Consider the following 19,572-nt stretch of genomic DNA (forward strand, 5'->3'; position numbering starts at 1 on the left):
CCTCCCGATAAACCGGCCCGGCCGGCATCGGCGGACCAAAACTTTTGGCTCAAGCCTTGCCGAGCCCTTCGCGGTTCCAGCGATCCAGCACCCGCCGCGCCATCGATGCGGTGACGATGAGATGCGAAGCGAAGCCGCCCTTCAGCGCCGCCATCAGCGGTTCGAATTTACTGTCCTCCTGCACGACGAGCATGCGCTTGCGGATCGCGCGGATGGAAGCGAGGTCGGCGGAGATGCAGCGCCGGTTGTGTTCGCAGTCCATCCACTGGCCGTCGCCGTCGATGAGTTGTCCGGCGATGACGCCGACGGCACCCCGCTCGCCCATCGCATGCATGTCGGCGGCCGAGAGCGCGCCGCATTTGACGAGATGGCTGTCATCCTCGATGCCGCCGACGGAGTAGAGCGCGAGCTGGCAGTCGGAAATCGTCGCGAGCTGCTCCCGGATGACGGGTTCGCCGCGCAGCTCCTCGGCCAGCCGCTCGGAGGACAGCACGAGCGGCGCATAGAAATTGATGCCCTCCGCATTGAGGCGGCGGGCGATTTCCGTGGTGCACTGGTCCGGGCGATAGGAATAGGGCGCGCCGAGATTGCCGCAGAGCTGCACCACGGTGACGCCGCTGAGATCGGCGAAGGGCATGACATCGGCGATGTGATAGACGGTACGGCCCCAGGCGACGCCGATCCGGTCGCCCTTGTTGATGAGCTCGAGGAAGACCGAGGCGGCGACGACGGGCATTTCGGCGGCCGGATCCATGGCCTGCCGGTCTTCCGGCACCAGCCACGCCGTCGTCAGCCCCGTCGCATCCTCCAGCTCGCGGGCGAGGACGTCGTCGGAAAACAGCTCCGTCGAGGTGGCGATGGTGACGATGCCCATCTCGCGCGCCTTGCGCAGATACATGGCGATGGAGGCGCGGGAGATTTCCAGCTTCTGTGCCACTTCATCCTGCCGCAGCCCATGCGTATAATAGAGCCAGGCGGCCTTGTGGATGATCTGGTCGTTGGCGCGGATGGGCATTGCGGGTCTCTCGCGAAGGGCTTTTGACATTATTCATTGTCGCTGACAAAAGTCAATGCGCTGGAGCGACGCTGCCTGCGTGATGCGTGATGCGTGAGGCTTGGCAGGGGGGCGGCCTCCGACAAACAGAAACAGCGGAAGCGCGCAGGGCGCTTCCGCTGTTCCGATCGTTTGCGAGAGGGGCGGGCCCCCTTATGCGTTGGTGCCGCCGTCGATGATGTGTTCGGCGCCCGTCACGGAACGGGCCTGAGGGCCTGCCAGCCAAGCGACGAATGCCGCAATGTCGTCCGGGCTGCCATAGCGCGGGATTGCCATCGCCGCGCGCTGGATATCTGCGGTCTCGCCCGTTGCGGGGTTCATGTCCGTATCGGTGGAGCCCGGATGAACGATGTTGGCGGTGATCCCTCGCGGCCCGAGATCGCGTGCGATGCCGCGGGTGAAGCCCGACAGCGCGGCTTTGCTCAGCGCATAGAGGCTGATGCCCGGCCACGGCACGCGCTGTGCCAGGTTGCTGCCGATGGTGATGATCCGGCCGCCATCGGGCATGTGGGCGATGGCCTGCCGGGTGGCGACAAAGACGGCGCGCACGTTGATGTCGATCGTGCGGTCGAAATCCTCCAGCGTCAGATCGGAGAGGGAGGCGGCCTGGAAGATGCCGGCATTGTTGACGAGGATGTCGATGTGCCCCTCGGCCTTCGCCGTTGCATCGACGGCTGCCGCGACGGCTGCAGCGTCCCTGTTGTCCGCCTTGATGGCGACGGCCTTGCCGCCCGCGGCCTCGATGGCCGCGACGGTGGCCGCGGCTGCGGCCTCCGCGCTGGCATAGGTGAAGGTGACGCGTGCGCCCTCCCGCGCCAGCTGCCGCGCGATCGATGCCCCCATTCCTCTGCTGCCGCCGGTAACGAGAGCGATTTTTCCGTCGAGATTTGCCATGTCCTACCTTTCTGTGTTGATCGATACATAATTACTGGATCATCTTGCCGAAGCCCGTCAAGTGATTTATTTATCGATCGACACAAAAAGGAGATGAGAATGGCGTTGCGTGGCCGACCCCGGGCTTTCGACAGGGATGCGGCCCTGCGCAGGGCCATGGAGGTGTTCTGGGCGAAGGGCTACGAGCGCACCTCGCTGGCCGACCTGACCGAGGCGATGGGCATCAATTCGCCGAGCCTCTATGCGGCGTTCACCAGCAAGGAAGCACTGTTCCAGGAGGCGCTGGCACTCTACTCCACAACGGAGGGCAGCGAGATCTGGGAAGGCGTGCCCGTCGCACCGACCGCGCGTGCGGCCTGTGCGCATCTGCTGCGCGCCACGGCGGAGGCCTTTGCGAGCGATGACAAGCGCCGCGGCTGCATGGTCGTATTGTCCGCGCCTCAGATGGACGGAGCCAGCCCCTCCATATGCGACACGCTGAAACACCGCCGTGCAGCAACCACGGCCGTGCTGCGGGAGCGCTTGAGACGGGCGGTCGCAGAGGGCGATCTTCCCGCAGCCGCCGATGTCGAGGCCATCACAGCCTACATGGTCACCGTGCAGCACGGCCTCTCCATCCAGGCGCGGGATGGCGTATCCCGCGAGACGCTGCTGGCCATTGCCGACTGCGCCATGGCGGGCTGGGAGAATCTCGCCTCCGCCGGTGGCACAGCCGTCAGCGAAGCAGCTTCAGGGAACCCGTCAGGGACTTGATCCATCGGCTTTCGCCGACGAGCCCCAGCCCGTCGATGGTCTCCTCGCCAAGGTCGCGCTCGGAGAAGGTCGCCTCGTAGTCGGCATAGCTGTGCAGCGCGCGCGCAAAGGACGGGAAGGCGACGATGACGCGGCCGTCCTGCCGTGGCAGCGTCTTGGCCAAAAGCGTGCCGATCGTCCGGCTGTCCGCCTGAAGCACCGGTACGGGCATGTTGGAGCTGATGTCGATCGTCGCCTCTTGCCGGTCCGTGAGCCGGCGGCCCCCGAGCGCCGGCATCGCCGCCCCCATGCCGATCGAGACGGCCGCGATCGTGTTGGCGAGATGGCCCGGCGGCAGGTCGGGATTGACGATGATGGCGAGACGGACGTCTTCGAGCATGGCGGCTTTTCTCCTCTGTTGCAGTGCCGGCGAGACTACAGGGGGCGGGCGGGCAGGTTCTTTCTGATATTGCTGAGGAAATCGAAATTGCGGTAGAATCTACCTTGTAAAGCAAACAAGGAGGCAGAACATGCCGGAAACGCTCGCCACATCGGATGTGAAGATCCTCAAAGCGCTTCAGGAGGACGGGCGCTTGAGCAACCAGGCGCTTTCGGGTGCGGTGGGCATGTCCGCCTCGCCGTGCTGGCGGCGTGTCCGGCAACTGGAGGACGAAGGGGTGATCCAGCGCTATATGGCGGTGCTGGGGCGGCGGGAGATCGGCCTCGGGGTCCTCGCCTTCATCCGCGTCAAGATCGACAGCCATACCGAGGCGGAGGCGGAGGCCTTCGCCAGCGAGGTGATGAAGCTCGATTGCGTCGTCGCCTGCTACAGCATTGCGGGTGATGCGGATTTCCTGCTGCAGGTCGTCTCGCAGGATCTCGACACCTATTCGGACTTCGCCATGAGTGTCGTTCGGCGGCTGCCGGGCATCAAGGAAATGCAGACAACGTTCGTCCTCAAGGAAATCAAGCCGTTCAGTGGCCTGCCGCTACCTGCCGAGGGCGGGCGCCGCGGCCGGTAGGCGTTGCCGGGGCGCGGGTGGTCCCGCGCCCCGGTCCGGGCATGCGTCAGCCTTCGCCTTCGGCCTGCTTGAAGAGCAGGGCCTTCTGGCGGCGCGAGAGGAGGAGCGGAAGGATCGCGACGGCGGCGGCCATGATCCAGAGCGTGATCGAGATCGTGCTCTGGAACAGGATCGAAGGATCACCGCCGCTGATCGCCAGCGCATTGCGCAGGTTCACCTCCATCACATTGCCGAGCACGAAGCCGAGGATGATCGGCGCCATGTCGAAGCCTGCCTTGCGCAGCATCCAGCCGGCAAAACCGATGCCCAGCATCAGGAAGATCGAGAAGACCGAGGCATGGGTGGAATAGACGCCGATGACGGACAGCACGAGGATGCCGGGCACCAGCAGCCAGTTCGGCACGGTCAGAACGCGGGCGAAGATGTTGACCAGCGGCAGGTTGAGCGCGAGCAGGATGAAGTTGCCGACGAAGAGCGAGGCGATGAGGCCACCGACCACTTCCGGCCGCTCGACGAGCAGCATCGGGCCCGGCTGGATGTTGTAGAGCATCAGTGCGCCGAGCATGACGGCGGTCGTTCCCGAGCCGGGCACGCCGAGCGTCAGCATGGGCACGAAGGCGCCCGCCGCGGTCGCGTTGTTGGCGGCCTCCGGCGAGGCGAGGCCCCGCACGTCGCCCTTGCCGAAGGTACCCTCGCGGTCGGAGATGCGCTTTTCCGTCGTGTAGGAGACGGCGCTGGAGACCGAGGCCCCGGTGCCCGGAAGCACGCCGACGATGAAGCCGATAAGCGAGCCGCGCAGGGTCGCGCCCATGCTCTTCACCACGTCGCTCATGCGGGCCGTCATGCGGCCGAGTTCGCGCACCACCGTGACGCCACGGCCCTGATGCTCGAGGATCAGCATCGCCTCGGACACGGAGAACAGGCCGATGACGAGCACGACGAACTCGATGCCGTCGCCGAGTTCCGGCTCGTTGAAGGTGAAGCGGTAGGCGCCCGAGGTGGCGTCGAGGCCGACGGTCGCCAGCATCAGGCCCAGCGTGCAGCCGATCAGCGTCTTCACGGGTTGGCTGCCGACCATGGAGCCGAGGGTGGCGAAGGCGAAGATCATCAGCACGAAGTACTCCGCCGGGCCGAAGCCGATGGCAAGGCCGGACAGCAGCGGCGCGAAGAAGGCAAGGCCGATGACGCCGAGGATGCCGCCGACGAAGGAGGCGATGCCGGAAAGGGCAAGCGCCTCGCCGGCGCGGCCCTGCTTGGCCATCGGATAGCCGTCCATCGCGGTCATGACGGCGCCGGCATCGCCCGGCACGTTGAGCAGGATCGAGGAGATGCGCCCGCCATATTCCGCCCCGCAATAGACGGCGGCGAGCAGGATCATCGTGCTCTCGGCGGGCAGCCCCATCGTGTAGGCGATGGGCATGAGAAGGGCGATCCCGTTGATCGGGCCGATGGCGGGAAGTGCACCGACCAGCGTGCCGATGAAGCAGCCGATGAAGCCGATCAAGAGGTTCTGGTACGTCAAGGCGACGCCGAAACCCTGCCAGAGATAGTCGAGGTTCATGAAAATGACCTTTCAGTTCGCGGCCGGTCGATCAGCCGAAGAGGGAGCCGGTCGGCAGATAGACCTGGAGCACATAGGCGAAGACCGTCCACCACAGCAGCGTCTGGAGGACACCGCCGATAAGGGCGTGCTTGAGCGGTGCGCCGAAGACGAGCGCCGCGCCGAAGGTCAGGACGAAGGTCGAGCCGGCAAAGCCGAGCGGTTCGAACAGCGCGACCGAGAGCGCGAGGATGGCCGGGATGGCAAGCACGCGCAGCAGCGCCGGCCCCGCCGGGATCGCCTCCACGGTGCCCGGCCAGACGAGATAGAGAAGGCTCAGCCCCGCCAGCAGCGCCGCCAGCATGACCGGAACCGCACGCGGCCCCAGCGGATCCGACGAGAAGGCGTATTCGATGGTTGCGCCTCCGGCGCCATAGGCGATGGCGATGCCGAGAAGGATGAGCGCCGCGATGCGGCTCACGCGCCGGTTTTCGACCGTGTTGGACATGGTGGTCTCCCGTGTTTTCTGAAGGGGTGCCCGGGTCCGGGGCAGGCCGCCCCCGCCGCGAGGATGCGGACGGGGACGGCCGCGCCGCCTTACATGCCGGCTTCCTTGGCGAGCACCTTGAAGCGCTCCACATCCTGCTTGACGCGGGCATCGAAGGCGCTGCCGATCAGGGTGAACTCGAAGAGGCCGCGGGCATCGCGCTCCTTGGCGAATTCCGGCGTCTTGGCCATCGCCTCGAAGGATTTTACCCACCAGTCGTAGTCGGCATCGGAAACATCCTTGCCGACATAGTAGCCGCGCCAGACCGGCCAATCGATCTCGAAGCCCTGTTCGCGGGCGGTCGGCACGCCGGCAAGTTCGCCCGGCAGGCGTTCCGGCGCCATGACGGCGAGGATGCGCACCTTGCCGGCGACGTGGTGCTTGACCATCTCGGCCGCATCGCCGGAGCCGACCTTCACATGGCCGCCTTCCAGCGCCGTCAGCACGGCGCCGCCGCCTTCCAGCGCCACGTAGCGCATGGTCTTCGGATCCTGCTCGGCCGCCTTGGCGATGAGCGAACCCTTCATCCAGTCCTGCGAACCGACGGCGCCGCCACCGGCCACGGCAAAGCCGGCCGGGTCCGCCTTGTAGGCGGCGACGAGTTCCTTCAGCGTCTTGTGCGGCGAATCGGCGGCAACGACGATCACGCCGTAGTCCGCACCGAGCGCACCGAGCCAGCGCACCGCGGTTTCATCCGGCTGGCCGAACTTGCCCTGGGCGATCAGGAGCGCCGAGCCGGAAGAGGCGGCGGAGATGAGGTTGCCGTCCTTGCCGCGCTTGCCGACGACGTGGTTGTAGGCGACCGCACCGACGCCGCCCTCCATGTAGGTCACCGTCATCGGGGTCGAGATCTGCTTGGATTCCAGCAGGGCATTGGCGGCCAGCCGGCAGGTGAGGTCGAAACCGCCGCCCGGCTTGGCGCCGGCAAGGCATTCCGGCTTGGCGGGTTCGGCGAGGGCCGGCGCCATGGCGGCAAGGCTTGCAAGCGCGGCGCCGGCGAGGAGTTTCGAGATGGATCGGATCATGGTCTGCTTCTCCCGTTGTGGTTTCCGGGGAGGCGATGGGCGCACGAACGGGTGCGCGCTCGCGGTGGTCGCGGCGCGGCGTCGGTCGATACGGGAACTCTCCTCCGGGCAGCCGACACAGTCTCTCCCGTCGGCTGGCGATCCTTCCTACGCCGCTTTCCTGTCACAACGCTGTCATGCCTCGCCCGGCTTGATTGCGCCCCCTTCAGCGTGCCACGCTCACGCGTATGCGTATCCTCCTCGTGGAAGACACCGACGATGTCGGCGAAGCGATCAGCCGTCGCTTCGAACAGATCGGGCACAGCGTCGACTGGCAGGTCGACGGGCTGGCAGCCTCGGAGATTCTCGATTTCACGCCCTACGATCTGGTGATCCTGGACGTGATGCTGCCGGGCCTCGACGGGTTCGAGATTCTGCGCCGCCTGCGCCTGCAGAAAAATCCGGTGCCGGTGCTCGTGCTCACCGCCCGTTCGGAAATCGACGACCGGGTGAGCGCGCTCGATCTCGGCGCGGACGACTATCTCGTGAAACCCTTCGATTTCCGCGAACTGGAGGCGCGGGCCCGCGTGCTGATGCGTCGGCGCTCCGGCGGCGAGCCGACCAACATCATCACCTGCGGCGACGTGGCGCTCGACCGGACGAACCGCAACGTGCGCATCGGCAACCGCGAGATCCAGCTGAAGCGCCGCGAGATGAGCCTTCTGGAGATCCTCGCCTCACGCCCGGGCCGCATCTTCAGCAAGCAGGAACTGCTCGACCACCTGTTCGGTTTCGACGAGGCACCGGACCAGAACGCGATAGAACTCTACGTTGCAAGGCTGCGCAAGAAACTGGAAGGGGCGGAGAGCGTCATCGTCACCGTCCGGGGCCTCGGTTACAAGCTGGTGGCCGGCCCATGAAGACGGAAACCTCGCTCTTCTCACGCCTGCTGCTGCGCGTGGCGCTGGTGCTCTTCCTCGGTGCCGCCGGCATCGTCACGGCGGCCTGGTTCTACGCGGCGGCCGCGGCGGACGAGGCGTTCGACCGCCTGCTGCAGGGCGCCGCCTTCCAGATCGCCGAAAACATGGTGGTGGAAGACGGCGCGCTGGAGATCAACATGCCGTCTTCCGCCTTCGAACTGCTGGGGCTCGCCACCCGCGACCGCATCTTCTACCGCGTCGTCGGAACGGACGGAAAGACGTTGACCGGTTACGAGGATCTGCAACCTCCGATAGATCTTGCCGAAAGCCGGCGGGCGCCTGTCTTCGTCTCGACGCGCTACGGCAATACGGACGTGCGCATGACGATCGGCGCCCGCGCCGTCTCCGACCCCGCGCTGAGCGGCTGGGTCTATATCATCCTCGCGCAGACGACCGAGGCGCGCACGGCGCTCGCCTCGGAACTGACGGCGCGGGCGGTCATCCTCGTCGCGGTCATGGCCTGCGCCACGCTTTTCGCAACGGCGCTGGCCCTTCGGCTCTCGCTCCGGCCGGTCGTCGACCTGTCGCGGGTGCTGCACGACCGGGAGCCGCAGGACCTGACGCCGCTGGCTGTCGAGGTGCCGCGCGAACTGTCGCCCTTCGTCGGCTCGATCAACTATTTCATGCGGCGGCTGGACGAGCGCATGCGCCTGCTCCATCGCTTCATCGGCGATAGCGCGCACCAGATCCGCACGCCGCTGACGGCCCTGCTTGCCCAGCTCAGCCTCGTCGATGAAAAGGGGCTTTCGAACGAAGGGCGCCACCATCTGGCGCGGGTGCGGGCACGGGTGGAGGAGCTGTCGCACCTCACAAACCAGCTGCTCGGCCACGCCATGGTCATCCATCGTTTCGATTCGGAAAAGCTCGTGCCGATCGATATCAGGGACGTCGCGCGTCGTGCCTTCAAGCGTGCCGTGCCGCTCAGCCTCGATCCCGATATCGTCGCCGCCTTCGAGGCGCCGGACGCGCCGGTCATCGTGCTGGGCGACGCGCTCAGCCTGCGCGAGGCCATGGTCAACGTCATCGACAATGCGCTGCGCCACGGCGCCATCGCCAAGCTCGACGTGCGCGTCTCGGTGACGGGGGAGACGGCGTTTTTCGCCGTCGAAGACGACGGGCCCGGCATCCCGCCGGAACGATGGCCGGAGGTCATCACGCGCTTTGCCTCTTCCCGTTCGGAACGCCATGTCTCCGGCCTTGGCTTCGCCATCGCCGCGGAGGTGGCGAACCTGCTCGGCGGCCATCTGCGCTTCCTTGCCGCCGCCGATGGGCGCGGCTTCACGACCATCATCGAATTGCCGCTTCATCAGGAGGACAGGACATGATCCGCAAGGCGCTTGCCTGCACGCTTCTGGTGCTGCCGTTCCTCCTGCCGCGGGCCGCCGTCGCGGTGGAGGGCGACCGGCAGGTCTTTCCCGCCGCAGCGGAAAGGGCGCGCCTCGTCATCCACGGCGCGACCGACATCGAGGCGATGCGGCCGTTGCTCGAGGATTTCCGGGCGCTTCGTCCGGAGGTGACGCTGGAATATGTCGACTATCTCACCAACGAGCTCTTCCGCGAGGCGAAGGCGTCCTGCGCGAGCGGCGAGCATGCCGCCGATCTTCTCCTGTCCTCTTCGGTGGATCAGCTCGTGCGGCTTGCCAATGACGGCTGCGCGGTGGCGCATCGCACCGGGGAAACGGTGCCGTCCTGGGCCAACTGGCGCGAGGAGGTCTACGGCTTCAGCTTCGAACCGGCCGTGATGGTCTACGACGAGCGGCAGGTGCCGCCGGAGGACGTGCCGCGCAGCCACCACGAGCTCGCCGAACTGCTGCGGCAGAAGTTCGAAACCTATCGCGGCCGGGTCGGCACCTACGATGTGCGCGCCTCCGGCATCGGCTACCTGCTCGCCTATAATGACTCTCGCGTCGCGCCCACCACTTATGGCCGCCTGCTGGAGAGCTTCGGCCGGGCGGAGACGGTCACGCGCTGCTGCAACAACGAGGTGCTGGACGAGTTGCGCCGCGGCAACATCGCGATCGCCTACAACGTGCTCGGTTCCTATGCCTATGCCGCGCATCTGCGCGATCCGCACCTGCGCCTTGTCCTGCCGCGGGACTACACGCTCATCCTCTCCCGCGGCGCTCTGATCCCGGCGACCTCCCGGCAGAAGAGCCTTGCCGGCGCCTTCCTCGATTATCTCCTGTCCGAGCGCGGACAGAAGAAGGCGCGCCAGGCCTCGTTCTATTTCAGCGCCAACGGGCTGCTGCCCTACGGAGTGGACGGTCCGACCTCGCTCATCGATACCGGCATCGGCCGGCCGATCCGCATCGGCCCGGCGCTGCTTGCTGCGCAGGACCAGGCCCAGCACAAGCGCTTCACCGAGGAGTGGATCACCGTCATGGAGGGCAAGCAGCCCTGAGCGGGGCCGCTTCCCCGGAGACGATCAGACGCGTTCGCTCGTGCCGAATTCCAGCGCCTGTTTCAGGTGCTGGCGCAGCAGGGCCTCGGCCCAGTCGAGGTCGCCGTTTTCCACCGCATCGAGAATGGCAAGGTGCTCGCGACAGGACTGCTCGATGCGTTCGGCCGGCAGCTCGAAGAAAGCGGCCGATTCCTGCATGCGGCGCAGGTTGTTCTGGTGGCGGATCGAATCGGTGAGGAACCGGTTGCCGGAAAAGCCGGCAAGGTTCTCATGGAAGAAGGCATTGACGCGGAACCACTCGTCGCTGCCCGAGCGGCTGGCGGGATCGTCGATGATGCGCTCGTGCGAGCGGCGGATCTGCGCGGCGATCTCCTTGTCCACCTTGAAATGCGGCGTGCGCAGTGCCGAGCATTCGACGATGGCGCGAAACTCGTAGCTTTCCCGATAGGCGTCGTCGCCGACCAGCGAATCGACGAAGCGCCAGCCATGGCCGGGCAGGCGCTGCGCCAGCCCCTCGGCGGCGAAGCGCATCAGCAGCTTGCGCACGGTGCCGCGCGACACGCCGTAACGCGGCATGAGCTCGGCCTCCGACACGTCCTGCGGCAGGGTATCCTGCGCCCGCTCGCGCAGCATGCGCCGATAGAGGTCCTCGATCGGCGAGACCGGCAGGATTTCGGCAAGGTCGAGCGTCGAGACGTCGCGCGCCACGCGCAGGCCCCGCTTTTCCATCGGCTGCAGCACGCCCTTTTCCACGAGCAGATCGAGCGCGCCCGCTATTGGCGAGCGCGACACGCCGAAGAGCCGCGCCAGTTCCGGCGCGGAAATGCGGGTGCCGACCGTCAGGTCCGCATCGCGGATCCGGTCGATGATCCGGCGGGCCAGATCGAGCTGCAAGATGCTGGGGCCGTCCGTGTGTTCGGCGTCCGAAAGGTCCGTATCGTCCATGGGTCCCTCACTATCATTTGCATTATAGCGCGAACACAACGCAATGCGAATTGATAATTTTTCAAATTTACTGCTTTTCATATTCACAAAATGCATTAAGCTGCAATCAAAGACGGAAACGAGGCAGCGGCATATGGCAGACATCACCCCTTTCCCCCTCATCGAGATCAGCGGTCCGCCGCGGGAGCGCGGTCGCATGTATGGCGAGAAGGCGCGGGATCGTATTCATCTCTCGGCCGGCCTCTACACCGGTCAGCTCCACAAGCTCGGCTTCGACGATGCCGACATCGAACGTCTCGTCACTCTCTTCCTGCCGCGCATCCGTGATTGGGCGCCGGACCTGGTGACGGAGATGGAGGGCATTGCCGAGGGGGCGGGAGTCAGTCTGTCTGCCGTCGTGCTGGTCAATGCGCGCACCGAGGTGCTGCAGCTTGCACGGTTGGAGGCAGGCGTTTCCGACGAAGAGCCGGACGGTTGCACCGGTGCCGTGCTGCTGCCGGAAGTGACGCGCGACGGCACGGTCATCCACGGCCAGAACTGGGACTGGCGCGCCGAATGCGCCGACACGTCCGTAGTGCTGCGCATCCTGCGCGATGACGGACCTGATATCCTGACCTTCACCGAGGCGGGCGGTCTCGCCCGCAGCGGCTTCAATTCCGCCGGCATCACGATCACCGCCAACTATCTCGAAAGCGACCGTGACTACCGCGAGATGGGCATTCCGCTGCCCTTCATCCGTCGTCGGGCGCTGGAGGCGCGGCATTTCGCGATGGCGCTGCGCGTCGTCGCCATCACGCCGAAATCCGGTTCGAACAACATGATGCTGAGCACGGCCGAAGGTTATGCGGTCGATCTCGAATGCGCACCGGACGAGGCGTTCCCGATCTATCCGCAGGACGGCGTGATCGTGCATGCCAACCACTGGCAGAGCGCTGTCGCTCTCTCCAAGCTCAGGGAGACCGGTCTGCCCAACGTGCCGGACAGTCTCTACCGCGATCACCGCGTCCTGAAGGTCCTGCGGGAAGGCGGCGGCAAGCTCGGCGTCGACGATCTGAAGCGCGCCTTCTTCGACGATTTCGCCGCGCCCTTCTGCGTCTGCCGCGCGCCGCTCGCCAAGGATGGCGGCAATCTCTCGGCGACGGTCGCGATGATCCTCTGCGAGCCGGCGAAGGGCGTCATGGAGATCGCGCCACTGCCGGCGATCAACCGCACCTTCACGCGCTATGAACTGGCAATGGACGACGATGCTTTCGCCCGCGCAGCCGGCTTCAAGGATGAAACGCTCGACGGGGGGAAACGATGGTCCGCTTCCTCCTGACCCGCATCGCCACGGCAATCCCCACGCTGTTTCTCGTCTCCATCACCGTCTTTGCGCTGATGCGGGCGATCCCCGGCGACCCTGCGGCGCTGATGCTGGGCGACCTCGCCCAGCCTGGCCAGCTAGAGGCGCTGCGCGCCGAAATGGGCCTCGATCGGCCCATCGCCGTGCAATATCTCTACTGGCTCGGCGACGTGCTGACCGGCGATTTCGGCCAGTCGATCTCGACGCGCCAACCCGTGCTGCCGCTGATGCTGGACCGTTTCTCCGTCTCGGCCACCATCGTCCTCGTGGCCGTCTTCTTCGCGACCTTGATCGCGGTGCCGGCGGGCATGTTCGCGGCCTGGCGGCAGAACCGGGCCGGAGACATCGCCGTCATCGCCACCTCGACGCTGCTGCTCTCCATTCCCAGTTTCTGGCTGGGGCTGATGCTGCTCCTGATCTTCGGCCTGCAGCTCGGCTGGCTGCCTGTTGTCGGCTACGTGCCCTTCAGCCGCGATTTCGGCGGCGCGCTGCTCTACATCATTCTGCCGGTGGTGACGCTGGTTCTGGTGGAATCCGGTTCGATCACCCGCATGGCCCGGGCGAGCACCATCGAGGTGGCGCGGCTGGAATACATCACCCACGCACGGGCCAAGGGGCTTTCCGAGGCGACCGTCATGTGGCGCCACGCCTTCAAGAACGCCTTCGCGCCCACCCTGACGCTGATCGGCCTCGTGCTCGGCAGCCTGCTTGCCAACATCGCCGTCATCGAGACCGTCTTCACCATTCCCGGCCTCGGGCGTCTGCTGGTGGATGGCATCTATGCCCGCGACTATCCCGTCGTGCAGGGCTGCATGCTGTTCACCGCCTTCCTCTACGTGGTGGTCAACCTCCTGGTCGATCTCCTCTATCCGCTTCTCGATCCAAGGGTGACGGCATGATCGCACGGGCATTCGGCCTTCCGGCACTGCGTTTCAACGGCCTGATCGGCATTCTCGTCGTCGGTCTCCTGCTCCTCGTCGCGGTCTTCGGCCCGTTGTTTGCGCCCTATGATCCCCTGAAGCTCGACCTCATGGCGCGCCTCAAAGGCCCGTCCGAGGCGCACCTGCTCGGTGCCGACGAGTTCGGCCGCGATCTCCTCAGCCGGCTGGTCTACGGCGCGCGCACCAGCGCCTGGATCGCCTTCGCCACCGTCGTCTTCGCCATCGTCTTCGGCACGATCCTCGGTGTGCTTGCCGGATTCCTGCGTGGCTGGACGGATCGCATCCTGATGATGGTCAACGATGCGCTGCTCGCCTTTCCCGGCCTTCTGCTCGCGCTCGGCTTCATGGCGGTGTTCGGCGCCAGCCGCAACGGCATCATCGTGGCCCTCGGCATGGCCTACATGCCCGTCGCCGTGCGCGTGGTGCGCGGCACGGTGCTGTCGATCCGCGAGCGGGAATTCGTCGAGGCTTCGAAGGTGATCGGCAACAGCGGTATCGTCACCATGCTGCGCCATGTGCTGCCCAACTGTCTGGCACCGATCATGGTGCTGGCGACGACGATGTTCGGCTGGGTGGTCCTGTCGGAAAGCGCGCTCTCCTTCCTCGGCCTCGGTGTGCCGCCACCGGCGCCGAGCTGGGGCAACATGCTCTCAACAGGCCGCCCCTACATCAACCAGGCGCCGCATATCATCATCCTGCCCGGCCTCTGCATCTCCATCACGCTGCTCGGCGTGAATCTGCTCGGCGATGCGGTGCGCGACTGGCTCGACCCCAAGATGCAGGATTGACCCCATGGCTGGTATCGAGACCGTGCTTTCCGTCGAAAATCTCTCCGTCCGCATGGGGCAGGCCGGCCTTACCGTGGTCGATGGCCTCTCCTTTTCCCTGCCGGCCGGCGAGATGCTGGCACTGGTTGGCGAATCCGGTTCCGGCAAGACCATGGCCGCCCGCTCCGTGCTGGGTCTTCTGCCGCCGCCCTTCATGGCGACGCCCGAAAGCCGCATCCGCTTCAAGGGCACGGATCTCGTCAGCGCGCTGCCGGCAAAGATGCGGGAAATCCGCGGCGCCGGCATCGGCATGGTGTTCCAGGAGCCGATGGTCTCGCTCAACCCCGCCATGACGATCGGCCGGCAGATGGCCGAAGGTCTGGCGCTGCACAGGAAGCTCGGCAAGGCCGAGATCCGCGACAGGAGCCTTGCCATGCTGGAGCGCATCCGCATCCAGGATCCGGCGCGCTGCCTTGCCGCCTTCCCGCATGAATTTTCCGGCGGCATGCGCCAGCGCATCATGCTCGCCTCCGTCATGCTGCTGAAGCCGGCGCTTCTCATCGCCGACGAGCCGACCACGGCCCTCGACACGCTGATCCAGCGCGACGTGCTCGACCTGATGGTGGAGCTGACACAGGAGAACAACACCGCGGTCCTCCTCATCAGCCACGATCTCGGCATGGTCTCGCACTACGTGCGCAACGTCGTGGTCATGCACAAGGGCAGGGCGGTGGAGCAGGGCGACAGCAAGGATGTGCTGCATGCCCCGAAACACGACTACACGCGGCGTCTCGTCGACGCCCTGCCGCGCCGCAGCGCCGGCGGCAGCCGGTCGGCAAGCGCGCCGGCCGAGGCGCTGATTGAGCTCAAGGACGTGGTCATCGATTATCCCGGCCGTGCAAAGCTCTTCGGCCGGGCGGCGGGAAAACGCGCCGTGCATGGCGTCGATCTCGCCATCAACCGCGGCGAGACGCTGGCGCTGGTCGGCGCTTCCGGCTCCGGCAAGACGACGCTCGGCCGGGCGATCGTCGGACTGGTGACGCCTTCCGGCGGCACGATGGCCTTCCGCGGTGCGCCGCTCGCCTACCGGAACGATGCCGGCGGCCGTGCGCTGCGCCAATCGATCCAGATCGTCTTCCAGGACCCCTATTCCTCGCTCGACCCGCGCCAGCGCATCGCGGAGATCGTCGGCGAGCCCTTGAAGCTCGACCCGGCGATGGATCGCGGAAAGCGGCAGGCGCGGGTGGAGGAGGTGTTTGCCGAGGTCGGCCTTGCGCCGGAGCTTGCCGGCCGCTTTCCGCACCAGCTCTCGGGCGGCCAGCGCCAGCGCGTGGCGATTGCTCGTGCCATCGTCAGCCGCCCCGCCTTCGTCGTGGCCGACGAACCGGTTTCGGCGCTCGACATGACCGTGCAGAAGCAGATCCTGAAACTCTTCCGCGATCTTCAGGCGCGCTACGGCTTTGCCTGCCTGTTCGTCTCGCACGATCTCGGCGCGGTGGAGCAGGTGGCCGACCGGGTCGCCGTGATGGAGAACGGCCGCATCGTCGAGATCGGCACGCGCGACGACGTCTTCGACCGGCCGCAGCACGCCTATACCCGCCGCCTGCTCGACGCCGCCATGCTGCTCGACCGCACCTTCGCAGGCACGGATGGCGCAGGCAGCCACCGCCTCCTGTCAGGGGCGGCAGGCCTTTAGATTTTCGATACGGAGAGGAGACCATCCATGCGCAATGTCAGCGGTCACGGCCAGAAGCTGTCCTATTACGATTTCGGCCATACGACCGTCTATGCCTCTCGGCTCGACCAGCGTTTCCCCTATTGCGCCTATGTACCCGACGACTACGAGGAGGATGGCGAGAAGACCTATCCGCTTGCCGTCATCGTGCATGGCACGGAGCGTGGCATGCAGGCCTATCGCGATGCCTTCGCCGATTTTGCCGAAGCCAACGGCGTCATCGTGCTGTGCCCGCTCTTCCCCGCCAACATCTGCTTCCCGGGCGATCTGTCGTCCTACAAGATGCTGCGCGACGGCGACCTGCACTATGACGCCATCATGCTCGATATGATCGCCGAGATGCAGGAAAAGTACCGCATCGAGGGCGACCGGGTGATGATGTACGGCTTTTCCGGTGGCGGCCACTTCACCCACCGGTTCCTCTACCTCCATCCCGAGCGCCTGCTCGCCGCCTCGATCGGCGCGCCCGGCGTCGTGACGCTGCTCGATTTCGACCATGATTTCTGGGTCGGCGTGCGCAATTTCGAGACGGTCTTCGGCAAGCCGATCGATCTCGACGCGATCCGCAAGGTCGCCGTGCAGATGGTGATCGGCGGTGACGACCTGGAGACCTGGGAAATCACCATCTCGCCCGACGACGACTGGTACATGCCGGGCGCCGATCTGGCCGGCGCCAACCGCAACGACCGCATGCGCGCGCTGAAGAAGAGCTTCGAGCAGCACGGCATCGGCGTGCGGCACGACATCGTGCCGGGCATTGCCCATGACGACCATCAGCTCATCGGCAAGGTCAAGGATTTCTTTGCAGAAACGCTGGGCGCAATCCGCGAGCGCTCCTGACGATAACAAAGCGGGGAACACCAGGAGATCATCATGAAACGGACATTTCTGATTTCGACGGCGCTGGCGGCTGGCCTGCTGCTTGGCGTCTCGGCCGAGGCGGCAACGCTGAACATCCGCATCAATGCCGATATCCGCAGCACGGAAGGCATCGACCGTGATGCCAACACCGACACCGTGCTGCACCATGTTTTCGAGACGCTGGTCGGCTTCCGCGCCGATCTCAGCATCGGCCCTGCGCTCGCCGAAAGCTGGGCCGTTTCGCAGGACGGCAAGACCTATACGTTCACGATCCGCGAGGGCGCGACCTTCCACAACGGCGATCCCGTCACATCGGCCGACGTCAAGTGGAACTGGGACCACCGCGTCGCGGCCGGCGCCGAATGGTTCTGCAACGCCTTCTACGACGGTTCGCAGGGCCTGAAGGTGGAGGCGCTGGAAACGCCCGACCCGCGCACCGTCGTCTTCCGCATCAACGAGCCGAATGCGCTCTTCCTCGCCCAGCTCGCCAACATCCAGTGCAACGGCTGGGTCGCCAGCCCGAAAAATGCAGGGCCGGATGGCAAGTGGATCGAGGGCAGCGCGATCGGCAGCGGTTCCTTCAAGCTGAAGGAATGGGTGAAGAGCCAGTACATCACCCTGGAGAAGTACGACGGTTACAAGCCGCCGAAGGAAAAGGCGAGCGGCTATGCCGGCGACCGCACGGCACTGGTCGATGAAGCGAAGTTCATGATCATCCCCGACACGTCGGCCGCCGAGACCGCACTCTTCGCCGGCGAGATCGACGTGCTGCCGAACTTCGAATCCCAGCGCATCGAGGATGCCAAGGCACGCGGCCTGCAGGTCATGACGACTTCAGGCCTCTCGCTGACGCCACTCCTGATCCAGACCACCGATCCGCTGATGTCGAACGTCAAGCTGCGCCAGGCGATCGCCCATGCCATCGATTTCAAGCAGATCGCTGCCGCGCGCACGGCGAACCTTGCCGATTTCAATCCCTCCGGCGTACCGCAGGCGAGCGCCTTCTTCGACGAGGACTTCCTGAAATGGCCGGCCTACGATCCGGAGGCCGCCAAGGCGCTGCTCGCCGAGGCCGGTTACAAGGGCGAGGTGATCAAGATCCAGACCAACACCCGCTACCAGGGCATGTATGAAAACAGCATCCTGGTGCAGGCCATGCTGGCAGGCGCAGGCATCAATGCCGAGCTGGAGGTGTTGGACTGGGCCGCACAGCTCGACAACTACCTCGCGGGCAAGTTCCAGCTGCAGTCCTTCGGCTATTCCGCACGCCTCGATCCCTCGCAGTTCTACGGCGTCATCATGGGCGACAAGAAGGTCGAGCCGACGGCGCAGTGGGACAATCCCGAGGCCTGGCAGCTCTATCTGAAGTCGACCAAGACGACGGATTTCGAGGCGCGCAAGGCGGTCTTCAAGGAAATCCACGCGCTGATGGCCAAGGACCTGCCGATCCTCGGCCTCTATTATGAACCTGTCGTCGCGGCAGTCGGGGCCAAGATCGAAGGCTTCGACGTCTGGGCGGCCGACAAGGAGCGGGCCTGGGGCGTGAAGAAGAACTGATCCCACCCGTCGGGCGAGGGCGGCAATCCAGGAGCGATTCCCGCAACCGGAGCAATGGCCAAAAGGCTGTGGGCCGTCCTAGCCTGTCTTCATCTCGTCGTCGGGACGCCCATCGCGCCCCGACGACCGCATCCCGTCAGGAGAAAATCATGCGTACCGAAGATCTTCCCGTCATCGACTGCCCGAAGGCGCCGCTTGCCCGCGGGCGGGCGCATGGCGAGGCGCTGCGTGGCACGATCGCCGACAAGGTGGAGCGCTGGCAGGCGGCGATCGGCAAGGCCTATGGCCGGCCGGCGGCGGCCTTCCTGCCCGTCTTCCTGACGGTGACGGACTTCCGCACGGCAATCGCCGTCCATACGCCCGATCTTCTCGAGGAGGTGCGCGGCATTGCCGAAGGTGCCGGCATATCCGAGGAGACGGCCTATGCCCTCCAACTGATGGACGAGGAATGGTGGTTCGGCGGTTTCGACGGCGAGGGCCATTGCAGCAGTCTTGCCGTTGCACCGGCAGAAGGGCGCGACACGATTGTCGGCCAGACCATGGACCTGCCACGCTGGCACGATGGCGCACAGGCCGTGCTGCGGCTCGATGACGGCGACAGCGAAACGCTGGTCTACACCTCCGCCGGCCTGATCGGCCTGATGGGCGTTTCCGGCCGCGGCCTCGGCATCTGCGTCAACACGCTTGCCCAGCTTGCCTACAGCCCGCACGGGCTTCCCGTCTCCTTCGCCATGCGCGGCGCGCTGGCGCGGAAAGACGCGGCAGCGGCGGCGGACTTCCTCTCCCGCGTCCCGCATGCCTCGGGTCAGAATTTCCAGGTCGGCGACCGGAACGGCATCCGCACGCTCGAATGCGCGGCGGGTGGCGTTGCCGAGATCGCCATTGCCGATGGCCTGTCGCTTCACACGAACCATCCGCTCGCCAATACGCGCGTCGCGCCGAATGCCAGGCTGGAGGGCGGCAGCGACTCGCGCACCCGCCTTCGCAGCCTCCATACCGATTTTTCCCGCGGCGGGCCGGTGAATGCCGAAACCGCAAGACGCGCCCTTTCGGCGCAGCGCAAGGGCGGCGCCGTCTCCATCGTGCCGAAAGGCCCGGCACGTACCGACACCAAGCTCGGCCTCATGCGCCAGATGACGGTCGGTGCAGTCGTTTACGAGATCGGCAAAACGGTGTCGCTCTCCGTCGCCGCGGGGCCGCCGAGCGCCGAAAGCTGGCGGCGGCTGGCGGTGCGCGGCTGAGTATCTCGG

The 19,572-nt window shown here is 65.9% G+C and carries 19 protein-coding genes; 12 read left to right on the forward strand and 7 right to left on the reverse strand.

Annotation, left to right across the window (positions count from 1 at the left end):
- Nucleotides 1-49: 49 nt before the first annotated feature.
- A complete protein-coding gene (locus P9A16_RS31235) occupies nt 50-1,015 on the reverse strand; it encodes a sugar-binding transcriptional regulator (RefSeq protein ID WP_023513566.1) in 966 nt (321 codons plus the stop codon).
- A 192-nt stretch (nt 1,016-1,207) separates the two neighbouring features.
- Nucleotides 1,208-1,948 (reverse strand): SDR family NAD(P)-dependent oxidoreductase, encoded by a 741-nt coding sequence (locus P9A16_RS31240; protein ID WP_023513565.1) that lies wholly within the window; start codon nt 1,946-1,948, stop codon nt 1,208-1,210.
- Between the two features lie 99 nt (nt 1,949-2,047).
- Between P9A16_RS31240 and P9A16_RS31245 the strand changes: the two genes are divergently transcribed.
- Nucleotides 2,048-2,701, forward strand: a complete 654-nt coding sequence (locus P9A16_RS31245; protein WP_023513564.1) for a TetR/AcrR family transcriptional regulator — start codon at nt 2,048-2,050, stop codon at nt 2,699-2,701.
- Here P9A16_RS31245 and P9A16_RS31250 read toward each other — a convergent pair.
- A complete protein-coding gene (locus P9A16_RS31250; protein WP_023513563.1) occupies nt 2,664-3,080 on the reverse strand; it encodes a DUF2000 domain-containing protein in 417 nt (138 codons plus the stop codon). The genes P9A16_RS31245 and P9A16_RS31250 overlap by 38 nt on opposite strands.
- A 130-nt stretch (nt 3,081-3,210) precedes the next feature.
- Between P9A16_RS31250 and P9A16_RS31255 the strand changes: the two genes are divergently transcribed.
- Entirely contained in the window at nt 3,211-3,702 is a 492-nt protein-coding gene (locus tag P9A16_RS31255) for an Lrp/AsnC family transcriptional regulator (RefSeq protein WP_023513562.1), read from the forward strand.
- Between the two features lie 46 nt (nt 3,703-3,748).
- Here the strand turns inward: P9A16_RS31255 and P9A16_RS31260 are convergent, their stop codons facing one another.
- From P9A16_RS31260 to P9A16_RS31270, 3 genes are all read right to left on the reverse strand, one after another.
- Nucleotides 3,749-5,263: a tripartite tricarboxylate transporter permease gene (locus tag P9A16_RS31260; protein ID WP_023513561.1), complete on the reverse strand. Its 1,515-nt coding sequence runs from the start codon at nt 5,261-5,263 to the stop codon at nt 3,749-3,751.
- A gap of 31 nt (nt 5,264-5,294) precedes the next feature.
- On the reverse strand, nt 5,295-5,750 hold the full coding sequence (locus P9A16_RS31265) for a tripartite tricarboxylate transporter TctB family protein (protein WP_023513560.1): 456 nt from the start codon (nt 5,748-5,750) through the stop codon (nt 5,295-5,297).
- 89 nt (nt 5,751-5,839) lie between these two features.
- Nucleotides 5,840-6,814, reverse strand: coding sequence for a Bug family tripartite tricarboxylate transporter substrate binding protein (locus P9A16_RS31270; protein WP_023513559.1), 975 nt, complete (start codon nt 6,812-6,814; stop codon nt 5,840-5,842).
- A gap of 227 nt (nt 6,815-7,041) precedes the next feature.
- Here P9A16_RS31270 and P9A16_RS31275 point away from each other — a divergent pair, with 227 nt between their 5' ends.
- Genes P9A16_RS31275 through P9A16_RS31285 form a run of 3 tightly spaced genes read left to right on the forward strand, consistent with a single transcriptional unit; the run spans nt 7,042 to nt 10,174 of the window.
- A complete protein-coding gene (locus P9A16_RS31275; protein ID WP_023513558.1) occupies nt 7,042-7,713 on the forward strand; it encodes a response regulator transcription factor in 672 nt (223 codons plus the stop codon).
- A complete protein-coding gene (locus tag P9A16_RS31280; RefSeq protein WP_023513557.1) occupies nt 7,710-9,098 on the forward strand; it encodes a sensor histidine kinase in 1,389 nt (462 codons plus the stop codon). Before P9A16_RS31275 ends, P9A16_RS31280 begins: the two co-directional genes overlap by 4 nt.
- On the forward strand, nt 9,095-10,174 hold the full coding sequence (locus P9A16_RS31285; protein WP_023513556.1) for an ABC transporter substrate-binding protein: 1,080 nt from the start codon (nt 9,095-9,097) through the stop codon (nt 10,172-10,174). Before P9A16_RS31280 ends, P9A16_RS31285 begins: the two co-directional genes overlap by 4 nt.
- A gap of 24 nt (nt 10,175-10,198) precedes the next feature.
- Here the strand turns inward: P9A16_RS31285 and P9A16_RS31290 are convergent, their stop codons facing one another.
- Nucleotides 10,199-11,119 carry a GntR family transcriptional regulator gene (locus P9A16_RS31290; protein WP_023513555.1) on the reverse strand — a complete coding sequence of 307 codons (921 nt, stop codon included), beginning with the start codon at nt 11,117-11,119 and terminating at the stop codon, nt 10,199-10,201.
- Between the two features lie 133 nt (nt 11,120-11,252).
- Between P9A16_RS31290 and P9A16_RS31295 the strand changes: the two genes are divergently transcribed.
- The 7 genes from P9A16_RS31295 (at nt 11,253) to P9A16_RS31325 (ending at nt 19,563) form a co-directional block, all read left to right on the forward strand.
- Nucleotides 11,253-12,437, forward strand: coding sequence for a C45 family autoproteolytic acyltransferase/hydolase (locus P9A16_RS31295; protein ID WP_023516682.1), 1,185 nt, complete (start codon nt 11,253-11,255; stop codon nt 12,435-12,437).
- Nucleotides 12,419-13,360: an ABC transporter permease gene (locus P9A16_RS31300; protein WP_023516681.1), complete on the forward strand. Its 942-nt coding sequence runs from the start codon at nt 12,419-12,421 to the stop codon at nt 13,358-13,360. Before P9A16_RS31295 ends, P9A16_RS31300 begins: the two co-directional genes overlap by 19 nt.
- Nucleotides 13,357-14,190 (forward strand): ABC transporter permease, encoded by an 834-nt coding sequence (locus P9A16_RS31305; protein WP_023516680.1) that lies wholly within the window; start codon nt 13,357-13,359, stop codon nt 14,188-14,190. Before P9A16_RS31300 ends, P9A16_RS31305 begins: the two co-directional genes overlap by 4 nt.
- Before the next feature lie 4 nt (nt 14,191-14,194).
- Complete coding sequence (locus P9A16_RS31310; RefSeq protein ID WP_050745777.1) at nt 14,195-15,865, forward strand: ABC transporter ATP-binding protein; 1,671 nt, start codon at nt 14,195-14,197, stop codon at nt 15,863-15,865.
- A gap of 27 nt (nt 15,866-15,892) precedes the next feature.
- The gene (locus P9A16_RS31315) at nt 15,893-16,744 is read left to right on the forward strand and encodes a hypothetical protein (RefSeq protein WP_023511993.1); all 852 of its coding nucleotides are present in this window, start codon (nt 15,893-15,895) and stop codon (nt 16,742-16,744) included.
- A gap of 33 nt (nt 16,745-16,777) precedes the next feature.
- Nucleotides 16,778-18,322, forward strand: a complete 1,545-nt coding sequence (locus tag P9A16_RS31320) for an ABC transporter substrate-binding protein (protein WP_023511994.1) — start codon at nt 16,778-16,780, stop codon at nt 18,320-18,322.
- A gap of 149 nt (nt 18,323-18,471) precedes the next feature.
- Nucleotides 18,472-19,563 carry a C45 family autoproteolytic acyltransferase/hydolase gene (locus tag P9A16_RS31325; protein ID WP_023511995.1) on the forward strand — a complete coding sequence of 364 codons (1,092 nt, stop codon included), beginning with the start codon at nt 18,472-18,474 and terminating at the stop codon, nt 19,561-19,563.
- The last annotated feature ends 9 nt before the right edge of the window (nt 19,564-19,572 follow it).

Origin of the sequence: Shinella sp. 838 (assembly GCF_029623935.1) — a bacterium.
Taxonomy (GTDB): Bacteria; Pseudomonadota; Alphaproteobacteria; order Rhizobiales; family Rhizobiaceae; genus Shinella.

What these genes read in the sequence shown, in the direction of transcription:
- P9A16_RS31250 (WP_023513563.1), bottom strand. Translation starts at nt 3,080, where the DNA reads ATGCTCGAAGACGTCCGTCTCGCCATCATCGTCAATCCCGACCTGCCG.
- P9A16_RS31265 (WP_023513560.1), bottom strand. Translation starts at nt 5,750, where the DNA reads ATGTCCAACACGGTCGAAAACCGGCGCGTGAGCCGCATCGCGGCGCTC.
- P9A16_RS31280 (WP_023513557.1), top strand. Translation starts at nt 7,710, where the DNA reads ATGAAGACGGAAACCTCGCTCTTCTCACGCCTGCTGCTGCGCGTGGCG.
- P9A16_RS31275 (WP_023513558.1), top strand. Translation starts at nt 7,042, where the DNA reads ATGCGTATCCTCCTCGTGGAAGACACCGACGATGTCGGCGAAGCGATC.
- P9A16_RS31315 (WP_023511993.1), top strand. Translation starts at nt 15,893, where the DNA reads ATGCGCAATGTCAGCGGTCACGGCCAGAAGCTGTCCTATTACGATTTC.
- P9A16_RS31325 (WP_023511995.1), top strand. Translation starts at nt 18,472, where the DNA reads ATGCGTACCGAAGATCTTCCCGTCATCGACTGCCCGAAGGCGCCGCTT.
- P9A16_RS31300 (WP_023516681.1), top strand. Translation starts at nt 12,419, where the DNA reads ATGGTCCGCTTCCTCCTGACCCGCATCGCCACGGCAATCCCCACGCTG.
- P9A16_RS31245 (WP_023513564.1), top strand. Translation starts at nt 2,048, where the DNA reads ATGGCGTTGCGTGGCCGACCCCGGGCTTTCGACAGGGATGCGGCCCTG.
- P9A16_RS31260 (WP_023513561.1), bottom strand. Translation starts at nt 5,263, where the DNA reads ATGAACCTCGACTATCTCTGGCAGGGTTTCGGCGTCGCCTTGACGTAC.
- P9A16_RS31320 (WP_023511994.1), top strand. Translation starts at nt 16,778, where the DNA reads ATGAAACGGACATTTCTGATTTCGACGGCGCTGGCGGCTGGCCTGCTG.
- P9A16_RS31255 (WP_023513562.1), top strand. Translation starts at nt 3,211, where the DNA reads ATGCCGGAAACGCTCGCCACATCGGATGTGAAGATCCTCAAAGCGCTT.
- P9A16_RS31290 (WP_023513555.1), bottom strand. Translation starts at nt 11,119, where the DNA reads ATGGACGATACGGACCTTTCGGACGCCGAACACACGGACGGCCCCAGC.
- P9A16_RS31240 (WP_023513565.1), bottom strand. Translation starts at nt 1,948, where the DNA reads ATGGCAAATCTCGACGGAAAAATCGCTCTCGTTACCGGCGGCAGCAGA.
- P9A16_RS31235 (WP_023513566.1), bottom strand. Translation starts at nt 1,015, where the DNA reads ATGCCCATCCGCGCCAACGACCAGATCATCCACAAGGCCGCCTGGCTC.
- P9A16_RS31310 (WP_050745777.1), top strand. Translation starts at nt 14,195, where the DNA reads ATGGCTGGTATCGAGACCGTGCTTTCCGTCGAAAATCTCTCCGTCCGC.
- P9A16_RS31270 (WP_023513559.1), bottom strand. Translation starts at nt 6,814, where the DNA reads ATGATCCGATCCATCTCGAAACTCCTCGCCGGCGCCGCGCTTGCAAGC.
- P9A16_RS31295 (WP_023516682.1), top strand. Translation starts at nt 11,253, where the DNA reads ATGGCAGACATCACCCCTTTCCCCCTCATCGAGATCAGCGGTCCGCCG.
- P9A16_RS31305 (WP_023516680.1), top strand. Translation starts at nt 13,357, where the DNA reads ATGATCGCACGGGCATTCGGCCTTCCGGCACTGCGTTTCAACGGCCTG.
- P9A16_RS31285 (WP_023513556.1), top strand. Translation starts at nt 9,095, where the DNA reads ATGATCCGCAAGGCGCTTGCCTGCACGCTTCTGGTGCTGCCGTTCCTC.